Source organism: Embleya sp. NPDC020630, assembly GCF_044334985.1.
Taxonomy (GTDB): domain Bacteria; phylum Actinomycetota; class Actinomycetes; order Streptomycetales; family Streptomycetaceae; genus Embleya.
Window position 1 is genome coordinate 509,959 of sequence record NZ_JBIRUB010000004.1, and the last position, 26,184, is coordinate 536,142.

The 26,184-nt window shown below is 71.1% G+C and carries 24 protein-coding genes; 4 read left to right on the forward strand and 20 right to left on the reverse strand.

Features of this window, described 5'->3' with window-relative positions; all coding sequences use genetic code 11:
* Window positions 1-7 precede the first annotated feature (7 nt).
* The 13 genes from ACH4XV_RS18285 to pyrR form a co-directional block, all read right to left on the reverse strand.
* The gene (locus ACH4XV_RS18285) at window positions 8-1,066 is read right to left on the reverse strand and encodes a TIGR03617 family F420-dependent LLM class oxidoreductase (RefSeq protein ID WP_395790933.1); all 1,059 of its coding nucleotides are present in this window, start codon (window positions 1,064-1,066) and stop codon (window positions 8-10) included.
* Between the two features lie 102 nt (window positions 1,067-1,168).
* Entirely contained in the window at window positions 1,169-1,432 is a 264-nt protein-coding gene (gene rpoZ / locus ACH4XV_RS18290) for a DNA-directed RNA polymerase subunit omega (protein WP_020551792.1), read from the reverse strand.
* Between the two features lie 91 nt (window positions 1,433-1,523).
* Window positions 1,524-2,081, reverse strand: coding sequence for a guanylate kinase (gene gmk / locus ACH4XV_RS18295; protein ID WP_380010407.1), 558 nt, complete (start codon window positions 2,079-2,081; stop codon window positions 1,524-1,526).
* Between the two features lie 28 nt (window positions 2,082-2,109).
* Window positions 2,110-2,433: an integration host factor, actinobacterial type gene (mihF, locus tag ACH4XV_RS18300; protein WP_026218483.1), complete on the reverse strand. Its 324-nt coding sequence runs from the start codon at window positions 2,431-2,433 to the stop codon at window positions 2,110-2,112.
* Window positions 2,434-3,323: 890 nt separating this feature from the next.
* On the reverse strand, window positions 3,324-4,019 hold the full coding sequence (gene pyrF / locus ACH4XV_RS18305) for an orotidine-5'-phosphate decarboxylase (RefSeq protein ID WP_395790935.1): 696 nt from the start codon (window positions 4,017-4,019) through the stop codon (window positions 3,324-3,326).
* A 134-nt stretch (window positions 4,020-4,153) separates the two neighbouring features.
* Window positions 4,154-5,191 carry a dihydroorotate dehydrogenase gene (locus ACH4XV_RS18310; RefSeq protein WP_380010137.1) on the reverse strand — a complete coding sequence of 346 codons (1,038 nt, stop codon included), beginning with the start codon at window positions 5,189-5,191 and terminating at the stop codon, window positions 4,154-4,156.
* Window positions 5,191-6,042, reverse strand: coding sequence for a dihydroorotate dehydrogenase electron transfer subunit (locus ACH4XV_RS18315; RefSeq protein ID WP_380039426.1), 852 nt, complete (start codon window positions 6,040-6,042; stop codon window positions 5,191-5,193). Before ACH4XV_RS18315 ends, ACH4XV_RS18310 begins: the two co-directional genes overlap by 1 nt.
* 8 nt (window positions 6,043-6,050) lie before the next feature.
* Entirely contained in the window at window positions 6,051-9,362 is a 3,312-nt protein-coding gene (gene carB, locus ACH4XV_RS18320) for a carbamoyl-phosphate synthase large subunit (RefSeq protein ID WP_395790938.1), read from the reverse strand.
* Window positions 9,355-10,488, reverse strand: coding sequence for a glutamine-hydrolyzing carbamoyl-phosphate synthase small subunit (carA, locus tag ACH4XV_RS18325; RefSeq protein ID WP_395791119.1), 1,134 nt, complete (start codon window positions 10,486-10,488; stop codon window positions 9,355-9,357). The genes carB and carA overlap by 8 nt, the downstream gene beginning before the upstream one ends.
* Window positions 10,489-10,493: 5 nt before the next feature.
* Window positions 10,494-11,117: a hypothetical protein gene (locus ACH4XV_RS18330; RefSeq protein WP_395790940.1), complete on the reverse strand. Its 624-nt coding sequence runs from the start codon at window positions 11,115-11,117 to the stop codon at window positions 10,494-10,496.
* The gene (locus tag ACH4XV_RS18335; RefSeq protein ID WP_380010149.1) at window positions 11,114-12,400 is read right to left on the reverse strand and encodes a dihydroorotase; all 1,287 of its coding nucleotides are present in this window, start codon (window positions 12,398-12,400) and stop codon (window positions 11,114-11,116) included. Before ACH4XV_RS18335 ends, ACH4XV_RS18330 begins: the two co-directional genes overlap by 4 nt.
* Window positions 12,397-13,431 carry an aspartate carbamoyltransferase catalytic subunit gene (locus ACH4XV_RS18340; protein WP_380010152.1) on the reverse strand — a complete coding sequence of 345 codons (1,035 nt, stop codon included), beginning with the start codon at window positions 13,429-13,431 and terminating at the stop codon, window positions 12,397-12,399. The genes ACH4XV_RS18335 and ACH4XV_RS18340 overlap by 4 nt, the downstream gene beginning before the upstream one ends.
* A gap of 3 nt (window positions 13,432-13,434) precedes the next feature.
* Window positions 13,435-14,070 (reverse strand): bifunctional pyr operon transcriptional regulator/uracil phosphoribosyltransferase PyrR, encoded by a 636-nt coding sequence (pyrR, locus tag ACH4XV_RS18345; protein ID WP_380039416.1) that lies wholly within the window; start codon window positions 14,068-14,070, stop codon window positions 13,435-13,437.
* A 386-nt stretch (window positions 14,071-14,456) separates the two neighbouring features.
* Between pyrR and ACH4XV_RS18350 the strand changes: the two genes are divergently transcribed.
* Window positions 14,457-14,960, forward strand: coding sequence for a transcriptional regulator (locus ACH4XV_RS18350; protein ID WP_126643439.1), 504 nt, complete (start codon window positions 14,457-14,459; stop codon window positions 14,958-14,960).
* A 111-nt stretch (window positions 14,961-15,071) separates the two neighbouring features.
* Here the strand turns inward: ACH4XV_RS18350 and ACH4XV_RS18355 are convergent, their stop codons facing one another.
* Window positions 15,072-16,088, reverse strand: coding sequence for a LacI family DNA-binding transcriptional regulator (locus tag ACH4XV_RS18355; protein WP_395790942.1), 1,017 nt, complete (start codon window positions 16,086-16,088; stop codon window positions 15,072-15,074).
* 407 nt (window positions 16,089-16,495) lie between these two features.
* Here ACH4XV_RS18355 and ACH4XV_RS18360 point away from each other — a divergent pair, with 407 nt between their 5' ends.
* The gene (locus tag ACH4XV_RS18360) at window positions 16,496-17,848 is read left to right on the forward strand and encodes an MFS transporter (RefSeq protein ID WP_395790944.1); all 1,353 of its coding nucleotides are present in this window, start codon (window positions 16,496-16,498) and stop codon (window positions 17,846-17,848) included.
* Between the two features lie 2,488 nt (window positions 17,849-20,336).
* Here the strand turns inward: ACH4XV_RS18360 and ACH4XV_RS18365 are convergent.
* Window positions 20,337-20,996: a TetR/AcrR family transcriptional regulator gene (locus ACH4XV_RS18365; protein WP_395790946.1), complete on the reverse strand. Its 660-nt coding sequence runs from the start codon at window positions 20,994-20,996 to the stop codon at window positions 20,337-20,339.
* A 142-nt stretch (window positions 20,997-21,138) separates the two neighbouring features.
* Here ACH4XV_RS18365 and ACH4XV_RS18370 point away from each other — a divergent pair, with 142 nt between their 5' ends.
* On the forward strand, window positions 21,139-22,770 hold the full coding sequence (locus ACH4XV_RS18370; protein ID WP_395790948.1) for an MFS transporter: 1,632 nt from the start codon (window positions 21,139-21,141) through the stop codon (window positions 22,768-22,770).
* Window positions 22,771-22,999: 229 nt separating this feature from the next.
* Window positions 23,000-23,500: a MarR family winged helix-turn-helix transcriptional regulator gene (locus ACH4XV_RS18375; protein ID WP_161500608.1), complete on the forward strand. Its 501-nt coding sequence runs from the start codon at window positions 23,000-23,002 to the stop codon at window positions 23,498-23,500.
* 12 nt (window positions 23,501-23,512) lie between these two features.
* On the opposite strand, the gene ACH4XV_RS18380 is transcribed toward ACH4XV_RS18375, so the two are convergent.
* The 5 genes from ACH4XV_RS18380 to efp all read right to left on the reverse strand — a co-directional run bounded on the left by ACH4XV_RS18380 (window position 23,513) and on the right by efp (window position 26,131).
* Window positions 23,513-24,265, reverse strand: coding sequence for a class I SAM-dependent methyltransferase (locus ACH4XV_RS18380; RefSeq protein WP_395790950.1), 753 nt, complete (start codon window positions 24,263-24,265; stop codon window positions 23,513-23,515).
* A 45-nt stretch (window positions 24,266-24,310) separates the two neighbouring features.
* Window positions 24,311-24,658, reverse strand: a complete 348-nt coding sequence (locus ACH4XV_RS18385; protein ID WP_395790952.1) for a DUF202 domain-containing protein — start codon at window positions 24,656-24,658, stop codon at window positions 24,311-24,313.
* Window positions 24,658-25,032 carry a YidH family protein gene (locus ACH4XV_RS18390; protein ID WP_380010177.1) on the reverse strand — a complete coding sequence of 125 codons (375 nt, stop codon included), beginning with the start codon at window positions 25,030-25,032 and terminating at the stop codon, window positions 24,658-24,660. The genes ACH4XV_RS18385 and ACH4XV_RS18390 overlap by 1 nt, the downstream gene beginning before the upstream one ends.
* 104 nt (window positions 25,033-25,136) lie before the next feature.
* On the reverse strand, window positions 25,137-25,565 hold the full coding sequence (gene nusB / locus ACH4XV_RS18395) for a transcription antitermination factor NusB (protein ID WP_078974409.1): 429 nt from the start codon (window positions 25,563-25,565) through the stop codon (window positions 25,137-25,139).
* Window positions 25,565-26,131 (reverse strand): elongation factor P, encoded by a 567-nt coding sequence (gene efp / locus ACH4XV_RS18400; protein ID WP_380039400.1) that lies wholly within the window; start codon window positions 26,129-26,131, stop codon window positions 25,565-25,567. Before efp ends, nusB begins: the two co-directional genes overlap by 1 nt.
* Window positions 26,132-26,184 lie beyond the last annotated feature (53 nt).

Below are 26,184 nucleotides of genomic sequence, written 5' to 3' on the forward strand. Positions count from 1 at the left end.
GTCCGGCTCAGGTCCGGGCGCGCAACTCGTCCAGGACCTCCGCCACACACGCCGGGTCCGCCCGGTACGGCAGATAAAAGCCCAGTCGATCGGCGACCCCGTAGGCGCGCGAGGCCAGTTCGGCCGCGACGTCCTTGGGCTCGCCGATCGCCACCACCCGGCTCAGCAGCGTGTCGTCGACCGCGTGCGGGATGTCCGACCAGCGGCCGGCCCGGATCAGCGCGTGCAGTTCGACCTGGAGCGCCCCGTATCCCTCGACGTCGAGCACCGGCCGATAGGCGGGCGTGGAGGCGTAGAACGCGACCATCGCCCGCGCGCCCTTGATCGCGGCGCGCATCTCCTCCTCGGTGCGCCCGGCGGCGACGATCACGTCGAGCATCACCGAGAACCGCTCGCGGGTGCGCTGCGACAAGACCAGGCCGTCGTTCACCGCGTCGGTGAGCGGGCCGCGCACGAACAGGTCGGTGTTGAGCGGGTGCACGAGCAACCCGTCGGCGTGCTCGGCGACCGTGGTGATCATGCGCCGACCCACCCCGCCCGCGAGCAGCGGCGGCAGCCCGTACGGGTTCGGCCCGGGGCGCAGCGTCGGCGGCATCAGGGTCAGGTCGAAGAACTCGCCGTGGAAGTCCAGCGGCGTCTCCCGCTGCCAGCAGGTGAGCACCGCCCGCACCGCGCGCAGCGTCTCGGCCATCCGGGCCGCCGGGCGCGACCACTTGGCACCGTAGCGGCGTTCGATGTGCGCCTTGATCTGGGTGCCCAGGCCGAGCCGGAAGCGGCCGTGCGAGGCCAGGTGCAGGTCGTACGCGGTGTGCGCGAGGTGGGTCGGGCTGCGCGGGAAGGCCACCGCGATGTTGGTCATGATGTCCACGCCCGCCGCGGCGGCGGGTACCAGCGGCAGGAAGACGTCGTTGGGGCCCTCGAAGGTGAAGACTCCGTCGAAGCCGGCCTCGCGCAACTCCCGGGCCCGATCGCCGGCACGGGCCAACGGCGCGTCCAGCAGGGTGTCCACCGCCAGGCGGCGCGGGTTCGGTTGCGGCGTCGGCGTGTCGCCCTCGATCCGGTCCACCCTGCTCCCCCACCCTCCGGCTCACCCACGTGTGCGGGCCGAAATACACCGAGGGCCCGACAGTTTCCCGTCGAACCCTCGGCGATGCGTCGCGTGACGCGCTCAGCCCTCGATGGGCTCGGCGGTCAGCATGCCCGAGTTGATCTCGCGAAGCGCGATCGACAGCGGCTTCTCGTGCACGTGCGTGTCGACGAGCGGACCCACGTATTCGAGCAGGCCCTCGCCGAGCTGCGAGTAGTAGGCGTTGATCTGCCGAGCACGCTTCGCCGCGTAGATGACGAGGCTGTACTTGGAGTCGGTCGCCTCCAGAAGCTCGTCGATGGGCGGGTTGATGATGCCCTCGGGTGCGGTGGAAGAAGCTGACAAGGCAGGGGCCCTTCGAAAAGCTGTGAAAGCTGTGGGTGAAAGTCGGGCTGCCTGGTGCCGTCTGGCGACTACTGCCGGGCAGCCCGAACGATCAAGATACGTTCATCAAGGCTAGCAGTTCGCGTACGACGTCTTCGACGGACGTGTTGACCAGCGTCATGTCGAATTCGGATTCCGCGGCCAGCTCGACCTTCGCGGCGGCCAGGCGCCGCTCGATGACCTCGGGGGATTCGGTCCCCCGGCCCACCAGACGGCGGACCAGTTCGTCCCACGAGGGCGGGGCGAGGAACACCAGGCGTGCCTCGGGCATCGCCTGCCGCACCTGCCGGGCGCCCTGCAGGTCGATTTCCAGCAGGGTCGGAACATCGGCGTCAAGCCGTTCGAGCACGGGCTGTCGCGGGGTTCCATAACGGTTCCCGGCGAATTCGGCCCATTCGAGCAATTCATCCGAGGCGATCAGTTTGTCGAACTGATCGCCGTCGGTGAAGTGGTACTCCACACCGTCGGTTTCCCCTGGACGGGGTCTACGTGTGGTCGCGGACACAGACAGCCAAACCTCGGGGTGACGGCGGCGCAGGTCGGCGACCACCGTGCTCTTGCCGACCCCGGAGGGGCCGGAGAGCACGATGAGTCGACGGGTGCCGTGCACGGTACGGGGATCGATGCCGGCGCCCGCGTCAGGACGCGGAGCCACCGAATTCCCGTTCGAGTGCTGCGATCTGGTTCGTGCCGAGACCGCGGACGCGCCGGGTCTCGGAAATGTTCAGCTTCTCCATGAGCTGCTTGGCGCGCACCTTGCCGACGCCGGGGAGGGATTCCAGGAGGGCGGAGACCTTCATCTTGCCCACTACCGGATTGTCCTTGCCCTCCTTGATGACGTCGCTGAGCGAAGCACCGGAGTTCTTGAGCCGGTTCTTCACCTCGGCGCGCTCCCGCCGAGCCGCAGCGGCTTTGGCGAGCGCATCCGCGCGTTCTTCGGGGGTCAGGGGTGGGAGAGCCACGCCGTGTCACCTCGGACTTCGTTGCGATCCTCAAGGCCGCCCGGCTCGGACGGCCACCAACAAACAGTGGAACCTAGCTGGTCAGAGCGTCCGCGGCAACGCGCGACACTCCACCGGGCCGGCTCACGAGGGAGCCTAGTCGGCGAATCGGTCTGCGTCGCCCGAATCGATGGGAAAAGCCCGGCTACCTGCACCAAAACCCAAACCTGACGGAGCGTCGAACGAATCCGGGCCCCCGGGAGGCACATCCACACCCCCGCACCCCCTCCCACCACCCTTGCGCGACGGCACCACGATCGACCCCCTGCAACCGACGAGCCATCCGGCCGGTCGGCGGAGCAAGCGGGTCGACGCGCACGAAGCCGGTCGGCGCAAAGGAAGCGGACCGACGCGACCCGAGCCGGCCGACGCGGCGGGCGCGGCGGGAGCCGGACCGCACGGACGGGGGTCGGGAGTGGGAGCGGGGCGGCGCGAAGGGAGAAGGAGCCGGTCGGCACGGCCGCCGCAGGCGGCGGGCGTCGACGCGGGCTCGCGCGGACGGATCGGCGCGAACAGGAGCGGCGCGGATGGAGCGGGTCGGCGCGGAGAGAGCCGGTCGGCACGGACTGCGGGCGTCGACGCGGACGGCAGGCAGCGGTGCGCGGCAGCGCGGGCGTGCTCGGCCGCGCAGGCGTCCGGGGCGGCCCTCGGGGGCCCGGTGGCCGGGTTCGGTGCCCTGGGGCCCGGAGGGGTGGGCGGGCTCTGCACGGCCGTCCCAGTGGCATCCGTGGGCCATCCCACGTTCGCGCTCCGTCCACCGGGTGCCGGTAGGGGGCGACGAGTGCGGACAAGCGGGATGAACGGGGCGGGGCGCCGTGGCCCCCGCCGCCCCGCCCCGCCCCGCCCCGCCGCTACCGCGCCGCCAGGCCCGCCGCGATCGTGCGCGCCGCCTCGGCGACGTCCGCCGCACCGGTGATCGGCCGGCCGATCACCAGCAGGTCCGCACCGTCCGCCAACGCCTGCTCCGGCGTGGCTACCCGACTCTGGTCGCCGCGCGCCGCCCCGGCCGGTCGTACGCCCGGCGTGATCAGCACGATGCCCGCCCCCACCTCGGCCCGCACCGCCGCCACCTCGCGCGGCGAGCACACGATCGCCCGGGCGCCCGCCGCGACCGCGAGCCCGGCCAGCCGCCGGGCCGCCTCGATCGAGGGACCGGCCAGCCCGACCGCGGCCAGGTCGGCCTCGGCCATCGAGGTCAGCACGGTCACCGCGACGATGTTCACCTCGGGCGCCGCATCCGCCGCGGCCCGGATCATCGCCGTCCCGCCGCTCGCGTGCACCGTCAGGTACGTCGGCGCCAGCCGGGCCACCGAACGCACCGCGCCGGCCACCGTGTTCGGGATGTCGTGCAGCTTCAGGTCCAGGAACACGTCCCGGCCGCCGCTCGCCTCCCGGGCGCCCGCCACCGCGTCCGCGCCGTCGCGCAGGAAGACCTCCAGGCCGACCTTGACCGTGCTCACGTACGGGCCCGCGGCCTTGGCCCACGCGAGCGCGCGGTCCAGGTCCGGGGCGTCCAGGGCCACCGCCACGGGTGCGAGGTTGCTCATCGGAATCCCACTCTCCTCGACATCGAAAATTCGTCCGCCCACAGATCCGGACACGGACCACGCCCGGGGCCGGACACGGCGATGCCGGCACGAACCCCGTCCGTACCGGCATCGCCCCCACCCACGTCTCGCGCTCAGCGGTGCGCGTACCCGATCGCCGCCTCCAGCGATCCGAAACCGCGGGCGATCAACGCCGCCCGCAACTCGTCCAGGATCCGCACCGGCGAGGACGGATCGTTGAAGATCACCGTGCCCACCGACACGGCCGCCGCACCGGCCAGGATGAACTCCAGCGCGTCCAGACCGGTCCGGATGCCGCCCATGCCCACGATCGGCACCTGCGCCATCTGCCCGTCCAGCATCGCCGCGTGCACCTGGTAGACGCAGCGCACCGCGACCGGCCGCACCGCCGGGCCGGAGAGCCCGCCGGTGATGCCCGCGAGCACCGGCTTCATCGTGTCCGGGTCGATCGCCATGCCGAGCAGCGTGTTGATCATCGACAGGCCGTCGGCGCCCGCCTCGACGCACGCCCGGGCGATGTCCACGATCGACGTCACGTCCGGCGAGAGCTTGGCCAGCACCGGCACCTGCGGGTCCGCCACGTCGCGGACCGCCCGGATCACGTCGTAGGACGTGGCCGGGTTGCAGGCGAACACCTGGCCGCGGTTGGCCACGTTCGGACACGAGATGTTGGCCTCGATGCCGACCACGCCGGGCGCGCCCTTGAGCCGCTCGGCCAGCGCCACGAAGTCGTCCACGTGCCCACCCGCGATGGACACGATCGTGCGCCCGCCGCGCGCCGCCAACCAGGGCAGGTCGCGCTCGACGAAGGCGTCGATCCCGGGGCCCTGGAGGCCGATCGAGTTGAGCATCCCGGACGGCGTCTCGGCCATCCGCGGGGTGGCCCGACCCGAACGCGGGTACGGCATGATCGTCTTGGTGACCACCGCGCCGATCGCGGCCGGCTCGAAGAACTTGGCCAACTCCTTGCCGTACCCGGCGCAGCCCGAGGCCGTGGTCACCGGGTTCGGCAGCAGGGTGGAGCCGATCCGGGTGGCCAGGTCGATCCCGCCGCCGGGCAGCATGATCGTGGACGGCGGCGCGTCGTCGAAGTCGCCCGCGTCCTCGTTGTCGGCGAAATTGTCGGCGAAACCGCCGTAGCCGTCGGTCATCAGTGCGCTCCCATCGCCGCTGCGCCCTCGATGTCCGCCGGAATCGTGCCGGCGTCGTCCCAGCGCACCTTGGTGCCGTCGAAGCACGGGCCGTCCACACACGAGCGGACGAACCGGCTGACGCCGTCGTCGCCGACCACCGGGAGCACGCACGTCATGCATACCCCGACGCCGCACGCCATCGACTCCTCGACCGCGGTGAACACACGCGCGTCGTGCGCGCTCGCCACCTCGGTGACCGCGCGCAGCATGCCCATCGGCCCGCACGCGTAGACCACGTCGGCCTCCACCGCGGTCAGCACCTCGGGCAGTGGCCCGGTGACGAAGCCGCGCACACCCTCCGAGCCGTCGTCGGTGGTGACCACCACGTCCTCGGTGATCGCCTGCGCCTGGTCCACGCCGTACAGCCGCTCCGCCGTCGCCGCGCCGAGCACGAAGGCGACCGAGCCGCCGTCGGCGACGATCCGCTCTGCGAGCGCGAACATCGGCGCGCTGCCGTAGCCGCCGGCCACCATCACCGCGCTGACCGGCTCGGCCGGCAGCGGGAACGGCGTGCCCAGCGGCGCGACCACGTTCACGCTGTCGCCCACCCGAAGCCGGGCCAACTCGCGGGTGCCGCGCCCGGCCTCGGCGAAGACCACGTCGATGGTCTCGGCGGCCGGGTCGGCGCGGTGGATGGAGAACGCGCGGCGCAACAGCATCGCCGAGTCCACGCCGCCGATCGCCACGGCGACGAAGTGACCGGGTTCGACGCGGGCGGCGATCCCGGGGGCGCGCAGCACCAGGCGGTGGTACGCGCCCGCGGGTTCGCGGCCGACGATCTCCGCCTGCACCTGCAGGGGAAGTGCCATCGGTGTCGTCAGCCCTTTCGGTGGGACGTGATGTGGTCGGCGTGCTCCTGGAGCGAGCGGACCCCGATGTCGCCCGCGATCAGCGACTGGATGCCCTGGACCGCCGCGGCGAAGCCCTGCACCGTGGTGATGCTGGGGATGCCCCGGGTGACCGCGGCGGTGCGGATCTCGTAGCCGTCGAGGCGACCGCCCGTGCCGAACGGGGTGTTGACGATCAGCTCGACGTCGCCGTCGTGGATCAGCTGCACGATGGTGCGCTCGCCGTCCGGGCCCGGGCCCTCGCTGTGCTTGCGCACCGCGGTGGCGGGCACGCCGTTGCGGCGCAGCACCTCGGCGGTGCCCTCGGTGGCCAGGATCTCGAAGCCCATGTCGTGCATGGCCTTGACGGGGAAGACCATGGAGCGCTTGTCCCGGTTGGCGAAGGACACGAACGCGCGCCCCTTGAGCGGCAGCGAACCGTACGCGCCGGCCTGGGACTTGGCGTAGGCGGTGCCGAACACCGCGTCGATGCCCATCACCTCGCCGGTGGAGCGCATCTCGGGGCTGAGCACGGTGTCCACGCCGCGGCCCTTGGTGTCGCGGAAGCGGTTCCAGGGCAGGACCGCCTCCTTGACCGCGATCGGCGCGTCCATCGGCAGCGTGCCGCCGTCGCCCTCGGCCGGGAGCAGGCCCTCGGCCCGCAGTTCGGCGATCGTGGCGCCGAGCGAGACGCGCGCGGCGGCCTTGGCCAGCGGCACGGCGGTGGCCTTGGACACGAACGGCACGGTCCGCGAGGCGCGCGGGTTGGCCTCCAGGACGTAGAGGATGTCGCCGGAGAGCGCGAACTGGATGTTGATCAGGCCGCGGACCCCGACGCCGTGCGCGATGCCCAGGGTGGCCGCGCGCAGTCGCTTGATGTCGTGCGCGCCCAGCGTGATCGGCGGCAGCGCGCACGCCGAGTCGCCGGAGTGGATGCCGGCCTCCTCGATGTGCTCCATCACGCCGCCGAGGTACAGGTCCTCGCCGTCGTAGAGCGCGTCCACGTCGATCTCGATGGCGTCGTCGAGGAAGCGGTCGACCAGGACCGGGTGCTCGCTGACCAGGCCGGCGTTCTGCTCCAGGTAGGTCGCCAGGGAGGGTTCGTCGTAGACGATCTCCATGCCGCGCCCGCCGAGCACGTAGGAGGGGCGCACCAGCACCGGGTAGCCGATCTCGGCGGCGATGGCGCTGGCCTCGCCGAAGGAGAACGCGGTGCCGTGCTTGGGCGCGAGCAGTCCGGCCTCGGCCAGCACCCGGCCGAACGCGCCGCGCTCCTCGGCGAGGTGGATCGCCTCGGGCGAGGTGCCCACGATCGGCACGCCCGCGTCCTTGAGCTTTTGCGCCAGGCCCAGCGGGGTCTGCCCGCCGAGCTGGACGAGCACACCCGCGACCGGTCCGGCCTGGGTCTCGGCGTACACGATCTCCAGCACGTCCTCCAGGGTGAGCGGCTCGAAGTAGAGCCGGTCGGAGGTGTCGTAGTCGGTGGAGACGGTCTCCGGGTTGCAGTTGACCATCACGGTCTCGTAGCCCGCGTCGTGCAGCGCGAAGGCGGCGTGCACGCACGAGTAGTCGAACTCGATGCCCTGCCCGATGCGGTTGGGCCCGGAGCCGAGGATGATCACGGCCGGCTTGGTGCGCGGCGCGACCTCCGTCTCCTCGTCGTAGGACGAGTAGTGGTACGGGGTGCGCGCGGCGAACTCGGCGGCGCAGGTGTCCACGGTCTTGTACACCGGCCGCACACCGAGCGCCTGGCGCACCTCGCGCACGACCTCCTCGCGCATCCCGCGGATCGCCGCGATCTGCCCGTCGGACAGGCCGTGCCGCTTGGCCAGGCGCAACACCTCGGGGGTGAGTTCGGCCGCGTCGCGGACCTCGCCGGCGATCTCGTGGATCAGGTACATCTGGTCCAGGAACCACGGGTCGATCCCGGTCGCCTCGAACAGCTCCTCGGGCGTGGCACCGGCCCGGATGGCGTCCATGACCACGTTGATCCGGCCGTCGGTGGGCTTCTCGGCGGCGACGAGCAACTCGTCCTTGGCGCCGACCTCGGAGACGAAGTCGAACTGCGAGCCCTTCTTCTCCAGCGAGCGCAGCGCCTTGTTCAGCGCCTCGGTGAAGTTGCGGCCGATCGCCATCGCCTCGCCGACCGACTTCATGGTCGTGGTCAGGCGGTCGTCGGCGGCCGGGAACTTCTCGAAGGCGAAGCGCGGGACCTTGACCACGACGTAGTCGAGCGTGGGCTCGAAGCTGGCCGGGGTCTCCTTGGTGATGTCGTTGGGGATCTCGTCGAGCGTGTAGCCGATGGCGAGGCGTGCGGCGATCTTGGCGATCGGAAAGCCGGTCGCCTTGGAGGCCAGCGCCGAGGAGCGGGAGACGCGCGGATTCATCTCGATCACGATCACCCGGCCGTCGTCCGGGTTGACCGCGAACTGGATGTTGCAGCCGCCGGTGTCCACGCCGACCTCGCGGATGACCGCGATGCCGATGTCGCGCAGGTTCTGGTACTCGCGGTCGGTCAGCGTCATCGCCGGCGCCACGGTGATCGAGTCGCCGGTGTGCACGCCCATCGGGTCGAAGTTCTCGATGGAGCAGACGACCACGACGTTGTCGTGCTTGTCGCGCATCAGCTCCAGCTCGTACTCCTTCCAGCCGAGGATGGACTCCTCCAGGAGCACCTCGGTGGTCGGCGACAGGGTCAGGCCCTGGCCGGCGATCCGGCGCAGGTCGTCCTCGTCGTGCGCGAAGCCGGAGCCGGCGCCGCCCATGGTGAAGGAGGGGCGCACCACGACGGGGTAGCCGCCGAGGGTGTCCACGCCCGCGAGTACGTCCTCCATCGAGTGGCAGATCACCGAACGGGCCGACTCGCCGTGTCCGATCTTCTCCCGCACGCGCTCGACCACGCCCTTGAACAGGTCGCGGTCCTCGCCCTTTTGGATCGAGTCGAGGTTGGCGCCGATCAGTTCGACGTTGTACTTCTCCAGCACGCCGTTCTCGCTGAGCGAGACCGCGATGTTGAGCGCGGTCTGCCCGCCGAGGGTGGGCAGCAGCGCGTCGGGGCGCTCCTTGGCGATGATCTTCTCGACGAACTCGGGGGTGATCGGCTCGACGTAGGTCGCGTCGGCGATCTCCGGGTCGGTCATGATCGTGGCCGGGTTGGAGTTGACGAGGATCACCCGCAGGCCCTCGGCCTTGAGGATGCGGCACGCCTGGGTGCCGGAGTAGTCGAACTCGGCGGCCTGGCCGATGACGATCGGGCCCGAGCCGACGACCAGGACGGACTTCAGGTCGTTGCGCTTAGGCACTCTTGGTCTCCATCAGCGTGACGAAACGGTCGAAGAGGTAGGCGGAGTCGTGCGGTCCGGCCGCGGCCTCCGGGTGGTACTGCACGCTGAACGCGGGCCGGTCGAGCAGCCGCAGGCCCTCGACCACGTCGTCGTTGAGGCACACGTGGCTGACCTCGGCGCGCCCGTACGGGGTGTCCGAGACGGTGTCCAGCGGCGCGTCCACGGCGAAGCCGTGGTTGTGCGCGGTCACCTCGACCTTGCCGGTCGTGCGGTCCTGCACGGGCTGGTTGATGCCGCGGTGGCCGTACTTGAGCTTGTAGGTGCCGAAGCCGAGCGCGCGCCCGAGCAGCTGGTTGCCGAAGCAGATCCCGAAGAACGGGGTGCCCTGGTCCAGGACCGCGCGCAGCAGCTCGATCTGGTGGGTCGCGGTGGCCGGGTCGCCGGGGCCGTTGGAGAAGAACACCCCGTCGGGGGCGACGGCGTTGACGTCCTCCAGGGTCGCGGTCGCGGGCAGCACGTGCACCTCGATGCCGCGCTCGGCCATCCGGTGCGGGGTCATGCCCTTGATGCCCAGGTCGAGCGCGGCGACGGTGAAGCGCTTGGCGCCGATCGCGGGGACCACGTAGGCGGCGTCGGTGCTGACCTGTTCGGCGAGGTCGGCGCCGGCCATCTCGGGGCTGGTGCGCACCCGCTCGAGCAGCGCGGCCTCGTCGGCGTGCGCGGCGTCGCCGGAGAAGATGCCGACCCGCATCGCGCCGCGCTCGCGCAGGTGCCGGGTCAGCGCGCGGGTGTCGACGCCGCTGATGCCGACCACGCCGTAGCGCGTCAGTTCGTCGTCGAGCGAGCGGCGCGAGCGGTGGTTGGAGGGCACCCGGGCGGGGTCGCGGACGACGTAGCCGGAGACCCAGATGCGCGACGACTCGGGGTCCTCGTCGTTGACGCCGGTGTTGCCCACGTGCGGGGCGGTCATCACCACGACCTGGCGGTGGTACGAGGGGTCGGTCAGGGTCTCCTGGTAGCCCGACATGCCGGTGGAGAACACCGCCTCGCCGAACGTCTCCCCCACCGCGCCGTAGGCGCTGCCGCGAAATGTGCGTCCGTCCTCGAGGACGAGCACCGCAGGCGTCGTGGCCCGTCCGGTCATTGCGGTCACGTGACCGATCCTTCCTGGTGGTTCATTACAGCCGCGCCGGCGGTCGCCGGCGGATCCCCGGCGATCAGCCGGGTGATGGTCTCGATCCACGCGTCGTGGTCGTCGGGGTGGTCGCCGCGAAAGCCCGAGTCGAGCGTGGTGTCGCCGAGCGTCCAGGTGATCACCAGCAGGCCGCCCTCGGGCAGCACCTTCCCGGCGATGCCCTTCTCGTGCCGCACACCGGTGAGCGCGGCGGCGGGAACGAAGAAGTCGGTCGCGGCGGGTCGCTCGACCACCAGGCCGTCGGCGCGCAGGGTCAGCTCGACCGGGCTGCGGGTGCCCAGGCCGTGCGCGACCACCCGGTCCAGCCAGTCGCCGGCCGTGGTGCTGCCGAAGTAGCGGCCGACCAGGGGCGGCAGCAGCGGCGCGGCGCCGGACTCGGGCACGGTGTGCAGTTCGGGCAGTGCGGCCTGGCGTTGACCGCGCTTCTTCCAGGCGCGCCACATCAGCAGGTAGATGCCGAGGACGAAGACGAGGCAGATGCCGATCCAGAGGATGCGACCGCCCCAGTCCGTCACCTCCGCCGACTTGCGGTCGGCGGCGAGCAGCAGCAGGTCGTGGTGGGCGTTGCCTGAGGTCACGCGAGCTTCCCGTCGATCACCGTGGGTACGCCGCGCAGGAATGTGGCGACCACCTTGCCGGGCAGGACCAGACCGGCGTAGGGGGTGTTACGGCTGCGCGAGGCGAGTTCGGACGGTTCGACCGTACGCCGTGCGCCCGGGTCGACCAGCACCAGGTTGGCGGGCTCGCCGACGGCGATCGGGCGGCCGTGCCCGTCGAGCCGGCCGATGTCGGCGGGGCGGGTGGACATGCGGTCGGCCACGCCCGCCCAGTCGAGCAGGCCGGTGTCGACCATGGTCTCCTGCACGATCGACAGCGCCGTCTCCAGGCCGAGCATGCCCATCGCGGCGACCGCCCACTCGCAGTCCTTGTCCTCGCTGGGATGCGGGGCGTGGTCGGTGGCGACCGCGTCGATCGTGCCGTCGGCGAGGGCCTCGCGCAGCGCGGTGACGTCGGCGGCGGTGCGCAGCGGCGGGTTGACCTTGTAGACCGGGTCGTAGCTGCGCACGAGTTCGTCGGTGAGCAGCAGGTGGTGGGGGGTGACCTCGGCGGTGACGTTCCAGCCCTTGGACTTGGCCCAGCGCAGGATCTCCACGGAGCCGGCGGTGGAGACGTGGCACACGTGCAGGCGCGAGCCGACGTGCGCGGTGAGCAGCACGTCGCGGGCGATGATCGATTCCTCGGCGACGGCGGGCCAGCCGCGCAGGCCCAGTTCGCCGGAGACGGTGCCCTCGTTCATCTGGGCGCCCTCGGTCAGCCGGGGCTCCTGCGCGTGCTGGGCGACCACGCCGTCGAACGCCTTCACGTACTCCAGGGCGCGGCGCATGATGACCGCGTCGTCGACGCACTTGCCGTCGTCGGAGAACACCCGCACGCGGGCGGCGGAGTCGGCCATCGCGCCGAGTTCGGCCAGGCGCTTGCCTTCGAGGCCGACGGTGACCGCGCCGACCGGGTGCACGTCGCACCGGCCGCTCTCCTGGCCGAGCCGCCACACCTGCTCGACGGTGCCGGCGGTGTCCGCGACGGGGTCGGTGTTGGCCATCGCGTGCACCGCGGTGAAGCCGCCCAAGGCCGCGGCGTTCGCGCCGGTGGCCACCGTCTCGGCGTCCTCGCGGCCGGGCTCGCGCAGGTGGGTGTGCAGGTCGACCAGGCCCGGCAGGAGGATCTGCCCGGCGGCTTCGACGACGGTGGCGCCCTCGGCGGTGAGGCCGGCGCCGATCCCGGCGATCAGGCCGTCGCGGATGAGCACGTCCTGCGCGTCGCCGCCGAGGACCTTGGCGTCCTTGATCAGGTAGGTGCTCACTGGGCGATCTCCTCGGTGCCGGTGCCGCCGTTCGACGCGCTCGCGGCGCCGGGGGTGCTGGGGGTGCTTGCGGTGACGCTGCTGGGGGTGCTCTGGGCGGGTTCGTTGCCGCCCAGGAGCAGGTACAGGACCGCCATGCGCACGCTGACGCCGTTGGTGACCTGCTCGACGATGGTCGAGCGGGTCGAGTCGGCGACCTCGGCGGCGATCTCCATGCCGCGGTTCATCGGGCCGGGGTGCATCACGATGGCGTGCTCGGGGAGCATCGCCATGCGACGCAGGTCCAGGCCGTAGCGGCGGGAGTACTCGCGCTCGGTGGGGAAGAACGCGGCGTTCATGCGCTCGCGCTGCACGCGCAGCATCATCACCGCGTCGGACTTGGGCAGCGGCGCGTCCAGGTCGTAGGACACCGTGCAGGGCCAGGTCTCCACGCCGATCGGGAGCAGCGTGGGCGGCGCGACGAGGGTGACCTCGGCGCCGAGGGTGGCCAGCAGGAGCACGTTGGAGCGGGCCACGCGGCTGTGCAGGACGTCGCCCACGAGGGTGATCCGGCGGCCTTCGAGGTCGCCCCGGCCGCCGGCCAGCCTGCGGCGCATGGTGAACGCGTCGAGCAGGGCCTGGGTGGGGTGCTCGTGGGTGCCGTCGCCGGCGTTGACCACCGAGCCGCGCAGCCAGCCGGAGCCGGCCAGGCGGTGCGGCGCGCCCGAGGCGTGGTGGCGGATGACGACGGCGTCGGCGCCCATCGCCTGAAGGGTCAGCGCGGTGTCCTTGAGCGATTCGCCCTTGGAGACCGAGGAGCCCTTGGCGGAGAAGTTGATCACGTCGGCGGACAGGCGCTTGGCGGCGGCCTCGAAGGAGATCCGGGTGCGGGTGGAGTCCTCGAAGAACAGGTTGACCACGGTGCGGCCGCGCAGCGTCGGCAGTTTCTTGATCGGCCGCTCGGCGATGTGCGCGAGTTCTTCGGCGGTGTCGAGGATCAGGATGGCGTCGTCGCGGGTGAGGTCCGCGGCCGAGATCAGGTGGCGCTTCACTGGCTACTTCTCCGCGTCGGTGTGGGCGGCGGGGTCGGCCGCGCGGGTGCCGAGCAGGACCGCGTCGCGGCCGTCGTACTCGGCGAGGTGGACCTTGACGGTCTCGCGCTGTGAGGTGGGCAGGTTCTTGCCCACGTAGTCGGCGCGGATCGGGAGTTCGCGGTGGCCGCGGTCGACCAGGACGGCCAGTTGCACCGCGCGCGGGCGGCCGATGTCATTGAGCGCGTCGAGCGCGGCGCGGATGGTGCGGCCGGAGTAGAGCACGTCGTCGACCAGGACCACGAGCTTGCCGTCGATGCCCTCGGCGGGGATCTCGGTGCGCTCCAGCGCGCGGGCCGGGCCCAGGCGCAGGTCGTCGCGGTACATGGTGATGTCGAGTGCGCCGACGGGGACCTTGGTGCCGTCCTCGATGGAGGCGAGTCGTTCGCCGAGCCGGCGGGCCAGGGCCACGCCGCGGGTCGGGATGCCCAGGAGCACCACGTCGTCGGCGCCCTTGGCGCGTTCGACGATCTCGTGGGCGATGCGGGTCAGTGCCCGGTTGATGTCGGAGGGATCCAGGACCGTACGGGCGGTGGCCGGGTCGAGGTCCTTCGGACGGGCGGCCGACGTGCCGCCAGGGGTGTTTCGGGGTGCTGTCATGAAAAACAGACCTCCTTCCCCGTCTCACAGGACGGGCTTTAAAGGACGCCGGGGTACGTCCCTCACAGTATCAGCCAACATCATCAGTCTTTCGGCGGCCCGGACCGGCGGATCGAGCCGGGGCATATGCCGTGGAAGCTCGCGTAAAGGTGCCTCTCACCTGCATGAATCCGGCTTTGTAGGCCGTTCGGCTTGACGGACGCAAATTACTCTGCGTAACCTCACAATGAGTCACCACCGGGCCAAACGCGACAGTCGCGACGTGCCGAACCTCGCAGCTTCGGGGAGAGTTCGAGGTACAGAAAGCCGGCCCGGAGGTAGCCACCCCATCGGTTCGGCCAACCACCGGTGGACCTTCACGGTCAGTCACCTGTTTTGGGAGCGAGATGTCCAGCGACTACGCCAAGCAGCTCGGGGCGAAGCTCCGCGCGATCCGGACCCAGCAGGGCCTGTCCCTGCACGGCGTCGAGGAGAAGTCCCAGGGCCGCTGGAAGGCCGTCGTCGTCGGTTCGTACGAACGCGGCGACCGTGCGGTAACCGTGCAGCGCCTGGCCGAGCTCGCCGACTTCTACGGCGTCCCCGTGCAGGAGCTGCTGCCCGGCGGCACTCCGAACGGCGCCGCCGAGCCGCCGCCGCGCCTGGTGCTCGACCTGGAGCGGCTGCAGACGGTCCCGTCGGACCAGGCCGGCCCGCTCCAGCGCTACGCGGCCACCATCCAGAGCCAGCGCGGCGACTACAACGGCAAGGTGCTGTCGATCCGCCAGGACGACCTGCGCACCCTGGCCGTGATCTACGACCAGTCGCCGAGCGTGCTGACCGAGCAACTGATCGGATGGGGCGTGCTCAACCCGGAGGCGCGTCGGGCCGTGGAGCACCAGAGCAACGCGTGACGATGTAACGGCGGAGCGCGACTTCGCCGGGCGGGAAACCTTGCGGGAACCTCGAAGGGTCCCGGAGCCGATCGGCTCCGGGACCCTTCACCTTTTGTACGCTCGGCGGCCTCAGCCGGATTCGCGGACCACCACGCGCGGGTGCACGACCATGCGCCCGCCGGGCCGGTAGTCGCGGCCCCGGATCAGCGTGGTGATCGCGTCCGAGGCGCCGGAGCCCATCGTCCGGGTGTGCATCGAGACGCTGGTCAGCCGGGGCCAGACCAGGTCGCAGAACGGCAGGTCGTCGGCGCCGACCACGGCCATGTCCTCGGGCACCGACCAGCCGCACTCGCGCAGCGCCGAGATGATCATCAGGGCGAAGTCGTCGTTGCCGGCGAAGACCGCGGTGGGCGGCTCGCTCTCGCGCTGCCACTGGCGCACGATCGCCAATACGTCATCGCGCACGTAGCCCACGTCCACCCGGCGCAGCGACACGCCCGCGTCCTCGGCGGCGGCCTGGGCGCCCGCCCAGCGCTCCTCGCCGAGGAAGGCCAACGGTCCGGACGGGACCAGGCAGGCCAGTCGGCGGTGGCCGCGGTCGATGAGGTGGCGGACCGCGACGCGGCCGGTGTCGCGGTTGTCGAAGATCGCGGTGGGCACGTCCGGGTGTTCCTCGCGCCCCCACGCGAAGATCGCCCGCACCCCCGCCCGCTTGAGCACGTCGACCGCGCCGCCGGTGAGCCGATTCGATTCCGCCATCACCGCGAGCGGGCGCAGCGCGGCCCACTGGCGGGCCGCGTCCGCGCCGCGCGAGGTGCGGTCGGCGTGGATGAGCAGGCTCAATTCGTGCCGGTTCAGCGCCTCGGTGAGTTCGTCGATGAACGCCTCGAGGAGTTGCCCCATGGGTTGCAGCGGCAGCGGGAAGAGCACCACGTCGCTGTTGCCCGAGCGCAGCGACCGGGCAGGCGCGCTGGGCGCGTAGCCCAGTTCGCGCACGGCGAGCATCACCCGCTCGCGGGTCTGCGCGCTGACCCGGACCCCGGGCGGCGAGTTGAGCACGTAGCTCACGGTGGACCTGGACACGCCGGCGAGTCGGGCGACGTCCGAACTGGTGGGGGGTTTGGCCCCCGCCTCCGGCACGCTCATCCGCGACCCCCCGGGCGGCAAGTGACCGACTTCGTGCTCGTCATCTCGACGACACCCCCTACCGCACCCGCGCGCGGGGCCGGCCCGCGCGCAACCGATGACCACCGGATCACGGGGACGCGCGATCCGTTACCGCTTGGTTAGCCGGCACAACCTTGGCCGTAATCGCTCGAATGCGCTACTGACACGTGTCGGTCGTTACAAGATCACTCGCAGTGACGATTCGCTGCACAGCGCACTTCGTTCACCTTTTGAACGATCAAATCGTTATCTAGTCGGGCTGATTTCACGTTGTGGACCCATTCCCCTGCTTATTCGTGTCACCTAGGCTCCGATCCCAACACCACGTCAAACGATTCGGGACCTCCGTGCAGGGAGGTTCGAGTCCCCTCCATCGGACGGTCCACATGAGTTCGACCACCACAGAGGAGCCCGGCTCCTCGTCGCCGGCACCGGTGTCCGCCGCGGATCCGGAGAACACCGGATACAAGGTCGCACCGCTCTACGCCACGTTGCCCCTGGCCAACGTCGCGCTCTACATGTTGTGGCTGGGTGTGGGGATCTACCTGCTCCCGGCGCAGGTGATCCACATCAAGGGCGTTCCCGACCAGGAAGCGCTCAAGTGGCCGATCTTCTGGGGCGCGCTGTTCGCCACGGTCGGCAACCCGCTGTTCGGCAAGCTGTCCGACATCACCCGGTCGCGCTTCGGCCGCCGGTCGCCGTTCATCCTGTTCTGCGCGATCGTCGGCGCGATCGCCCTGTGCTTCCAGGCCAACGCCGACTCGATCGCGGTCGTGGGCCTGACCTGGGGCATCATCCAGTTCATCATGAACGGGTACCAGGCGGCGCTGACCGCGGTCATGCCCGACCGGGTGCCCGCGAGCAAGTACGGCATGTTCTCCGCGATGATCGGCCTGGGCATCCCGGTCGGCACAATCGTGGTCTCGCTGCTCCTCGCCGGCGTCGACCTGAACATGATCGGGATCGATGCCCAGATCGGCGGGTTCGACGGGAAGTTCGCCGATCCGGCCGACGGCGGCGCCAAGGGCTTCTACCTGATTGCCGCGATCCTGGTGGCCGCCGCGGTGATCTTCGTGATCGTCAGCCCGGACCGGTCCACCAAGGGCCTGCCGCGCGAGAAGTTCGAGTTCATCGGCTTCGTCAAGGGCTTCTGGGTGTCGCCGCGCGACCACGCGGACTTCTTCATCGCCCTGGTCTCGCGCCTCGGCGTGATGCTCGGCTACATGGTGGTGCTGCAGTTCAACTACTTCATCCTGCTGATGTACGTCAAGATCCCGCCGGGCGAGGTGTTGGCCAAGCTGGGCACCCTGACGGTGATCAACTCCGTGGTGACCATCGCCGCCGCGATCGTGATCGGCCCGATCGTGGACCGGGTCGGCCGCGTCAAGCCGTTCGTGGTCGCCTCGGGCGCCGGCGCGGCCCTGTCCCTGGCCATCCCGATGATCTGGGCCACCGAGGACGGCATGATCGCCTTCCAGGTCGCCAACGGCCTCTTCTTCGGCATGTACATGGCCGTCGACATGGCCCTGATCACCCAGGTCCTCCCCCGCCCCCAGGACGTCGGCAAGGACATGGGCCTGATCAACATAGCCAACGCCGGCCCCCAAATCGCCGCCCCGTTCCTGGCCCCCTTCCTGGTCGACGACCTGGACTTCGGCTACAAGGGCCTCTTCGCCTTCGCCGCCGCGATCTCACTGCTCGGCGCTTTGCTGGCGCTACTGGTGAAGCGCGTGCGGTGAGGGAGCGGGGCGGGGGCTGCCGACGGCAGGCGGCGGGGCGGCTGCGGGCGGAGGGGTGAGCCGAGCAAGGGGGTGGGCTGCCCGGCCAAGGGGGCGGGCCGGGCAAGAAGCGGCCCAGCCGAGGGGGCGGACCGGCCAAGGAGCGGCCCAGCCGAGGGGGCGGACCGGCCAAGGAGCGGGTCACCCAAAGGGGAGGCCGGCCGAGGGCCTGCCCGGCCCAAAGGCAGCCCGGCCATGGAGCGGGTAGGCCAAAAGGCAGCCCGGCCGAGGGCCAGCCCGACCCAAAGGCAGCCCGACCAAGGAGCGGATCGGCCAAAAGGCAGCCCAGCCGAAGGCAGCCCGGCCGAGGGCAACCCCCGGTCAAGGAGCAGCCCGGCCGAAAGGCGGGTCGGCCGAGTGGCAGCGCGGCACCGCCGAACCCCCGGCCCGCCCCGACCTGGCCGAGCCACATCCCCCGTCTGCCCCAACCCGGCCCCGACCCGGCGGCTGCGGCCGACTATCGGTTGGGCGTCGGGCTGGGCCAGGCGGGCCGATCAAGGGACAGCCCAGCCGAGGGTGCAGGCTGGCCGAGAGGAAGCCCGGCCAAGGGGCGGAAGGGCCGGCCGAGGTGCAGCCGGCCGAAGCCGGCCCAGCCGAGAGGCGGCCCAGTCAAAGGGCACCCGACCGAAGGCAGCGCGGCACAGCCGAGCCCCGGGCCACCCCGACCCAGTCGAGCCGCATCCCCCACCTGCCCCAACCCGGCTGCTGCGGCCGACCATCCGTTGGGCGTCGGGCCGGGTCAGACGGGCCGGCCAAGGGGCAGCCCGGCCGAGGGGGCCAGCCGAGGGGGCCGGGCCGGCCTAGAGAAAGCCCAGCCAAGGGGGCGGAAAGGCCGGCCGAAGTGCAGCCCGGCCGAAGCCGGCCCAGCCGAGAGGCGGCCCAGTCAAAGGGCACCCGACCGAGGGCAGCGCGGCACAGCCAAGCCCCGGGCCGCCCAGACCTGGCCGGGCCACATCCCCGTTGCCCGATCCGGCCCCCCAACCCGGCTGCGGCCGACCATCGGTTGGCAATCAGCCCGGGTCTGGCGGGCCGGGACAGCGGAATGCCGTGGCGATCTCGCTCCGGACGGCGTGGGACGCGGGCCCATCGACGAGCCTGGCCCTGCGAAATGCGGCAGGACCGCTGAGGGCGACGCGGGCCCACGGACGGGCCTTGCACCACGAAGTGCGGCAGGAACGTCGAAGGCGATGCGGACCCATCGCCGGGCCTGGCCCTGCGAAATGCGGCAGGACCGTTGAGGATGACGCGGGCCCACGGACGGGCCTTGCACCACGAAGTGCGGCAGGAACGTCGAAGGTGACGCGGACCCATCGACGCGCCTGGCCCTGCGAAATGCGGCAGAGCCCCCGGGCGTGATGAAGGTGAGTCGTGGTGGGCGTGATGGAGTGGTTTCTCCTCCGCTGCGCTCCGTCGGGGCGGAAGGGGCGGAGGAGGTTGCCGCTGCGCGGCGCCCGGGGTGGTTCCGGCTCCGCTGCGCTCCACCGGTGGCGGAGGGGGTGCGGCTCCGCTGCGCTCCACCGTTGCCTGGGTCGGCGCGGCCATGGGTTGTGAGTCGACCCCGCCGGGGAGCGGGTCGCGGGAGCAGCGCCCTCCAGACGCCCCACTTCCGCGTCCAGGACCTACGTGCAGGCTCCAGGCCTATAACCGGGTCTGGACCACTTCCCGGTTCTGGACCCACTGCTGCGTCCTGGACTCGCTCCTGTGCCTTGGCCTCGCTTCTGTTCTGTGCCTTGGACCCGCCTCCGGGCTCAAGGCCCACCGCTGTGCCGTGGATCCACTTCTGCGCCCTGGACCCGCTCCGGGCTCTGAGCCCACCCCTGTGCCGTAGACGCACCTCCGGGCTCAAGGTCCACTGCTGTGCCCTGGACCCGCCTCCGTGAGCAAGTCATCCAAGCCCACCGCTGCACTCTGGACTGCTTCCGCACGGGCTCACCCTGCTGCGTCCCCGGCCTGGCCCACTCCTCGACTCGGGTCCGGAGGGCCTGGGCAGGCGGTGGAGCGCAGCGGAGCCGCACCCCCTCCGCCACCGGTGGAGCGCAGCGGAGCCGGAACCACCCCGGGCGCCGCGCAGCGGCAACCTCCTCCGCCCCTTCCGCCCCCGACGGAGCGCAGCGGAGGAGAAACCACTCCATCACGCCCACCCCACGACTCGGCCCCAACCACCCGGCCGCGCCCCGGCCCCGCCCACTCCTCGACTCGGGCCCGGAGGGTCCAGGCAAGCGGTGGAGCGCAGCGGAGCCGCACCCCCTCCGCCACCGGTGGAGCGCAGCGGAGCCGGAACCACCCCGGGCGCCGCGCAGCGGCAACCTCCTCCGCCCCTTCCGCCCCCGACGGAGCGCAGCGGAGGAGAAACCACTCCATCACGCCCACCCCACGACTCGGCCCCGACCACCCGGCCGCGCCCCTGGCCCGACGCCCCGCCCCCTCTGCCCCCGCCCCCGGCTCCGCCTCAGCCCCCGTGCAGTTCGCCCGCCGTCCAGCGGTCGGCGAGCAGGGTGGCCATGTCGTCCCAGGCGGCCTCGACGATTCGGGACAGGCCGGCGGTGTCCATGACCTCGCGCTCGGTCCATTCGTCCATCGCCACCCGCATGACCGAGTGGTACAGGGTCACCAACAGCGCCGGGCGACGGTCGAGTTCCGGGTTCAGGCCCTCGCGGCGGGCGATCTCCGCCGCCATGCGCCGCTCCAGCTCGATCGCGTTGCGCAGCGAGGCGGCCAGCAGTACCGGGGTGCCCTCGATCAGTCGGCGCATCCGCAGGAACTCGTGGCCCCCGCCGTCGTCCGGCTCGTCGCCGAACTCCGACAAGACCTCGGTACCCGCGCGGCGCAACGCGGTCAGCGGTGCCTCGTCCGCCGGTCGGGTGGCCAGCGCGGACAGGAACAACTGCTCGAACTCCATCGCCCGGGCCAGCGCCACCTCCTCCTTGCCCGCGAAGTAGCGGAAGAACGTGCGCCGGGAGACCTCCACGGCGGCGACGATCTCGTCGATGGTCGTGGCGTCGTACCCCTTGCGCAGGAACAGCTCCTGCGCGGCGTCCACCAGGGCCTCGCGCGTGCGTTCCTTCTTGCGCTCGCGCAAACCCGTCGCGGCGCCGGCCGTGTCCCGCACGTTGCGTCTTCCTCTCCTTGGTCCCTGCACAGTATGGCACTTGTCACTTCGTGCAACTTGAGTGATTTGGCTACTTGGCACACAGTGCCATATCGTTCGATGGTTCGATACGACGCTGAACACGGATGGATGTAGGGGACGTATGAGCCAGACTTCGACGGCGGCGACACCGGACGCACCCCCTCCGGATCCCTCCGCACCCCCCGCCCGCAAGGGCATGCAGGGCCACCCCTGGCTCACCCTCCTCGCGGTCGCCTTCGGCGTGATGATGGTGGCCCTCGACGGCACCGTCGTCGGCATCGCCAACCCGGCCATCTCCAAGGACCTCGACGCCTCGCTCGCCGACCTGCAATGGGTCACCAACGGCTACCTGCTCGCGCTCGCGGTGTGCCTGATCCCGGCGGGCAAGCTCGGCGACCGCTACGGGCACAAGACGATCTTCCTGATCGGCGCCGCCGGGTTCGCCGCCACGTCGCTGCTCATCGCGTTCTCCCAGTCGGTCTCGATGCTGATCGCCTTCCGGGTGCTCCAGGGCGTGTTCGGCGCGCTGCTCCAGCCCACCGCGCTCGGTCTGCTGCGCAACAGCTTCCCCGGCAACAAGCTGAACATGGCCATCGGCATCTGGGGCGCGGCGATCTCCACCGCCACCGCCGCCGGTCCGATCGTCGGCGGCCTGCTCGTCGAACACGTCAGCTGGCAGTCGGTGTTCTACATCAACGTGCCGATCGGCGTACTGACGCTGGTGGTCGGCATCTGGGCGCTGGCCAACAGCCGGGTGGCCGGTGCGAGCAACCGGATCGACTACCTCGGCGTGGTGTTGTTGTCGGTGGCGATGTTCTGCCTGGTGTGGGGCGTGATCAAGAGCGGCGAGAAGGGTTGGGGCAGCGCCTACACGCTCGGCTTCATGGCCGGCGCGGTGATCCTGCTCGTGGTCTTCGCGCTGTGGCAGACCCGGGCGGCCGAACCGCTGATGCCGATGGGGATGTTCCGCAACCGGTCGTTCTCGATCGGCATCGTGCTGATGATCTTCATGGCGTTCGCAATGTTCGGCGCGATGTTCTTCATCACCTTCTACCTCCAGGGCGTCAACGGGCTCAGCCCGACCGAGACCGGCGTACGGATGTTGCCGATGTCGGTGGTGATGATGATCGGCTCGCCGATCGGCGGCCTCGCGATCACCAAGCTGGGCCCGCGAATCCCGATCATCGCCGGCCTGGCGCTGTCCGCGACCGCGATGGCGCTGCTGGCCCGGCTGGGCGAGGACGCGAGCTTCGGCGCGACCATGGTGCCGTTCGTGCTGCTCGGGTTCGGGCTCAGTCCGATCATGGTGGGCGCCACCGACATCATCGTCGGCAACGCCTCGCTCGAACTCTCCGGCGTGGCCTCCGGGATCCAGCAGGCCGCCATGCAGGTCGGCGGTGCGCTCGGCACGGCCGTGCTCGGCGCGGTGGTGGCGGCCAAGGTCTCCTCGGTTCTGCCGGACCGGTGGCCCGCGGCGGCCGGCGACTACGCCACGATGCCGCACGGGCAGCGTGAAGGCATCGAGGGTTCGGTCGCCCAGGGATTCCCGCCGCTGCGCCCGGACCTGCTGGGCGACAAGCAGCTCGACGGCCCGGCGACGGCGGCGATCCGACACGCCTCGGACACCACGTTCCTGGACGGCATGCAACTGGCCTTCACCATCGCCGCGATCACGATGGCGGTCGGCATCGTCCTGGCCCTGTTCGTGCGCCAGGGGGAAAAGCGCGAGGGCGCGGTCGCCGTACACGTGTAGCGGCCGGCCACCGCCTTCCGCGCCGATGGCCCCCAGCGGGAGCCGCCGAGCGGCGGTCGCGCTCGGCGTACCGGGCGCGGCGTGCCGATCGGCATGGCCTGCCCTGCCCCACCGGCTCGTTGCGGCATGATCCATGGGTAACGGTCATTCGACCCGCGCGCCGTTCCCGACCTCGGTCGGGGGCGGCGTCGTGGGTTTCCCCGGCAAATTAGACAGGTATTCTTACTTCGTGCAGCAAGACACCTCCTCCGGGCCCGAACTGGTGACGTTGCTGGTCACCGCCGTGCGCGGGATCAGCCAACTGTTCTCCGACCGCATGACGGCCGCGGGCTTCGACGAGATCCGGCCCACGCACGGCTTCGCGCTGACCCTGATCGGCGAGGACGGCACCACCGCCACCGAACTGGGTCGCCGACTCGGCATGACCAAGCAGTCGGCCGGCGAGGTGGTCTCGCACCTGGCCCGACACGGCTACGTCGACCGCAAACCCGACCCCGCCGACCGCCGCGCCCGCCGGATCACCCTCACCGAACGCGGCCGCGAGTGCCTGCGGGTGATCTGGGCCGAGTTGTCGTGGATCCAGGGCGCCTGGACCAAGGCGGTCGGCGACGACGGGGTCGAGGTCCTCAAGGACGGCCTGCGCGCGGGCATGCGCCAACTCGGCGCCTCCGGCGAACTGCCCGACAACCTCAGCCAGGCGTGGTGGTGGCGCGACGCCCGCAGCCTGTAGCCCGCGCCGTCCTCACCCCGACGCCGGCACCTTTCGGCGCCGGGCCAGGTAGGTGTCGGTGACATGGGCCAGTTCCACCGGCTCCGCATACTCCCCGACGAACTCCCTTACCCGTGCCAGCATTTCGCCGCGCTGCCGGTCCCCCATCGCGCTCACGTAGCTGAAGGTGGCGATCCGCTCCACGATCGCGTCGTGGGTCAACGACTCTCGGCGCCGGAACAGGGTCCGCTTCGCGGGCTCGAACCAGGGGCTGCGGGCGATCGCCGGGCGGTAGTCGCACAGGCCGCCGAACGGCCATTCGGCCACCTCGTACAGCCGGTCCACCAGCGCGTTCTCCTGATCCCGCTCGTTCCACAGCAGCGCCAGCACCCCGTCCGGCCGCAACACCCGCGCGATCTCGCGCAGCGCGGGCTCCGGCTCGAACCAGTGGAACGCCTGGGCGACGGTGACCACGTCGACCGCGCCGTCCGGCAGCGGTATCGACTCCGCCGTACCGGCCAGCACCGGCACCCCCTCGACCACCCGGGCGAACGTCTCGCGCATCGCGGCCGACGGCTCCACCGCGGTGACCCGCGCCCCGCGCTCGGCCAGCAACCGGGTCAACTTGCCGGTACCGGCGGCCAGATCGAGCACCGGGGTGCCCGGCCCGATCCCCGCGCCGGCGCACAGATGATCCATCGCCTCGTTCGAGTAGGACGGTCGCGCCCGCTCGTACCGATCGGTGCCACGGGCGAATCCACGGATGCCGAGATCGTCGGTCGTCATGGCGCGCATTCTCGCCGCGGCCCCGCGCCGCCGACAAGGGCTCCGTCAGGGCCTGCCGACCAGTACCACCGCCGCCAGCACACACGCCGCCACCGCCGTCAGCAGCGTCGCGCGAATCGCCCGATCGCCGACCGCGGCGGAGCCGCCCCGAACCGCGTGGTCGACCTGTCGATGCCGCAGCAGCCCCACCACGTACACCCCGAAGCCCGCCGCCATCACCACGAACCCCGGCACCATGAACCACCAGCTCCCCGGCACGTGGCCGGCCCGTACCAGCAGCGCGCCGTTGGCGACGAACGCCAGCGCCGTGCGCGACCACGCCATCCGGGTGCGCTCGGGCTGCAGCCCCGGATCCAGGGGCGCACCCGGCAGCGCGGCGCGGTGGCGGGCCATCAGGACACGAGCATGAGCACGACACTCAGCACGATCACGATCGCCAGACCCGCCGAGACCACCAACGGCAACGCGGAGAACGGCAGCGCGCGGCCCAACCGCATCGCCCGCTCGACCTGGTACCAGCGCCGATACGCGGTGGCCGACAGGGTCAGCGCCAACCCGACCAGGGCCAGCCCGAGCACCAGGCGCTGCGCCCGCGGGGCCAGGTCCGGCACCAGCTGCACCACCGCCACCCCGCCCGCGAGCAGGGAGAGCGCGGTGCGGATCCAGGCCAGGAACGTGCGTTCGTTGGCGAGGGTGAACCGATAGTCGGGCTCGTCACCGATATCCCGCAGCCGGGAGCCCTTCCGATCGGATTTCATGATCTTCATTATCGGCACAGGATCCGGGCCGCCTCATCCGGGCCGGCGCGAACGCAACGAGCCGCCCACCCGGGCGGGGTGGGCGGCTCGACGGGTCCGGCGGCGGACGCCTGCTAGCGCAGCAGCGTCGGCTTGAGATCCTTTATCCGGGCCAGCAGGCCGTTGACGAAGGCCGGCGACTCGTCCGTGGAGTATTCCTTGGCGAGTTCGACCGCCTCGTCGATGGCCACGACGTCGGGGACGTCGCTCTCCCAGAGCAGTTCGTAGATGCCCAGGCGCAGGACGTTGCGGTCCACGCCGGGCATCCGGTCCAGCGTCCAGCCCACGGCGTAGGTGCCGATCAGGTCGTCGATGCGCTTGCGGTGCTCCTGGACGCCCTCGACCAGCCGCATCGTGTACTCGGCGACCTGCGGCTCCGCCTTGTCGGCCCGGAAGCGGCCGACCCAGTCCGCGAGGATGGTCACCGGATCGACGCCGCGCTGGTCGGCCTCGAACAGGATCTGCAGCGCGCGCTTCCGGGTCTTGCTGCGGGCACCGGCCACTAGCTGTTCACGCGGCCCAGGTAGTCACCGGAACGGGTGTCGACCTTGACCTTCTCGCCCGTGGTGATGAAGAGCGGAACCGCGATCTCGAAGCCGGTCTCCAGCTTCGCGGGCTTGGTGCCACCGGTGGAGCGGTCGCCCTGGACACCCGGCTCGGTGTACTCGATGAGCAGTTCGACCGAGGCCGGCAGCTCGACGTAGAGCGCGGCGCCCTCGTAGATCGCCACCGTCGCGTCGAAGCCCTCGAGGAGGTAGTTGGCGGCGTCGCCGACGGTCTCGGGCGAGATCGGCAGCTGCTCGTAGGTGTCCGTGTCCATGAACACGAAGTCGGCGCCGTCCTTGTACGAGAACTGCATGCCGCGCTTGTCCACGGTGGCCGTCTCGACCTTCGTGCCGGCGTTGAAGGTCTTGTCCACGACCTTGCCGGAGAGGACATGCTTGAGCTTCGTACGAACGAACGCGCCGCCCTTGCCGGGCTTGACGTGCTGGAACTCGACGACGGACCAGAGCTGGCCGTTGTCGAGCTTGAGCACCATGCCGTTCTTCAGGTCGTTGGTCGTGGCCACGAGTGTGGTGTCTCCTGCGTGCTTCTGGGACCGGATTCTCGCTCGTCGGACGA

Bases quoted from the DNA above. Each gene is read 5' to 3' on its own strand.
- pyrF (WP_395790935.1), bottom strand. From the start codon at position 4,019: ATGAGCAACCTCGCACCCGTGGCGGTGGCCCTGGACGCCCCGGACCTG.
- ACH4XV_RS18310 (WP_380010137.1), bottom strand. From the start codon at position 5,191: ATGACCGACGGCTACGGCGGTTTCGCCGACAATTTCGCCGACAACGAG.
- ACH4XV_RS18315 (WP_380039426.1), bottom strand. From the start codon at position 6,042: ATGGCACTTCCCCTGCAGGTGCAGGCGGAGATCGTCGGCCGCGAACCC.
- carA (WP_395791119.1), bottom strand. From the start codon at position 10,488: ATGACCGGACGGGCCACGACGCCTGCGGTGCTCGTCCTCGAGGACGGA.
- pyrR (WP_380039416.1), bottom strand. From the start codon at position 14,070: ATGACAGCACCCCGAAACACCCCTGGCGGCACGTCGGCCGCCCGTCCG.
- ACH4XV_RS18350 (WP_126643439.1), top strand. From the start codon at position 14,457: ATGTCCAGCGACTACGCCAAGCAGCTCGGGGCGAAGCTCCGCGCGATC.
- ACH4XV_RS18355 (WP_395790942.1), bottom strand. From the start codon at position 16,088: ATGAGCGTGCCGGAGGCGGGGGCCAAACCCCCCACCAGTTCGGACGTC.
- ACH4XV_RS18360 (WP_395790944.1), top strand. From the start codon at position 16,496: ATGAGTTCGACCACCACAGAGGAGCCCGGCTCCTCGTCGCCGGCACCG.
- ACH4XV_RS18370 (WP_395790948.1), top strand. From the start codon at position 21,139: ATGAGCCAGACTTCGACGGCGGCGACACCGGACGCACCCCCTCCGGAT.
- ACH4XV_RS18380 (WP_395790950.1), bottom strand. From the start codon at position 24,265: ATGACGACCGACGATCTCGGCATCCGTGGATTCGCCCGTGGCACCGAT.
- ACH4XV_RS18385 (WP_395790952.1), bottom strand. From the start codon at position 24,658: ATGGCCCGCCACCGCGCCGCGCTGCCGGGTGCGCCCCTGGATCCGGGG.
- ACH4XV_RS18390 (WP_380010177.1), bottom strand. From the start codon at position 25,032: ATGAAGATCATGAAATCCGATCGGAAGGGCTCCCGGCTGCGGGATATC.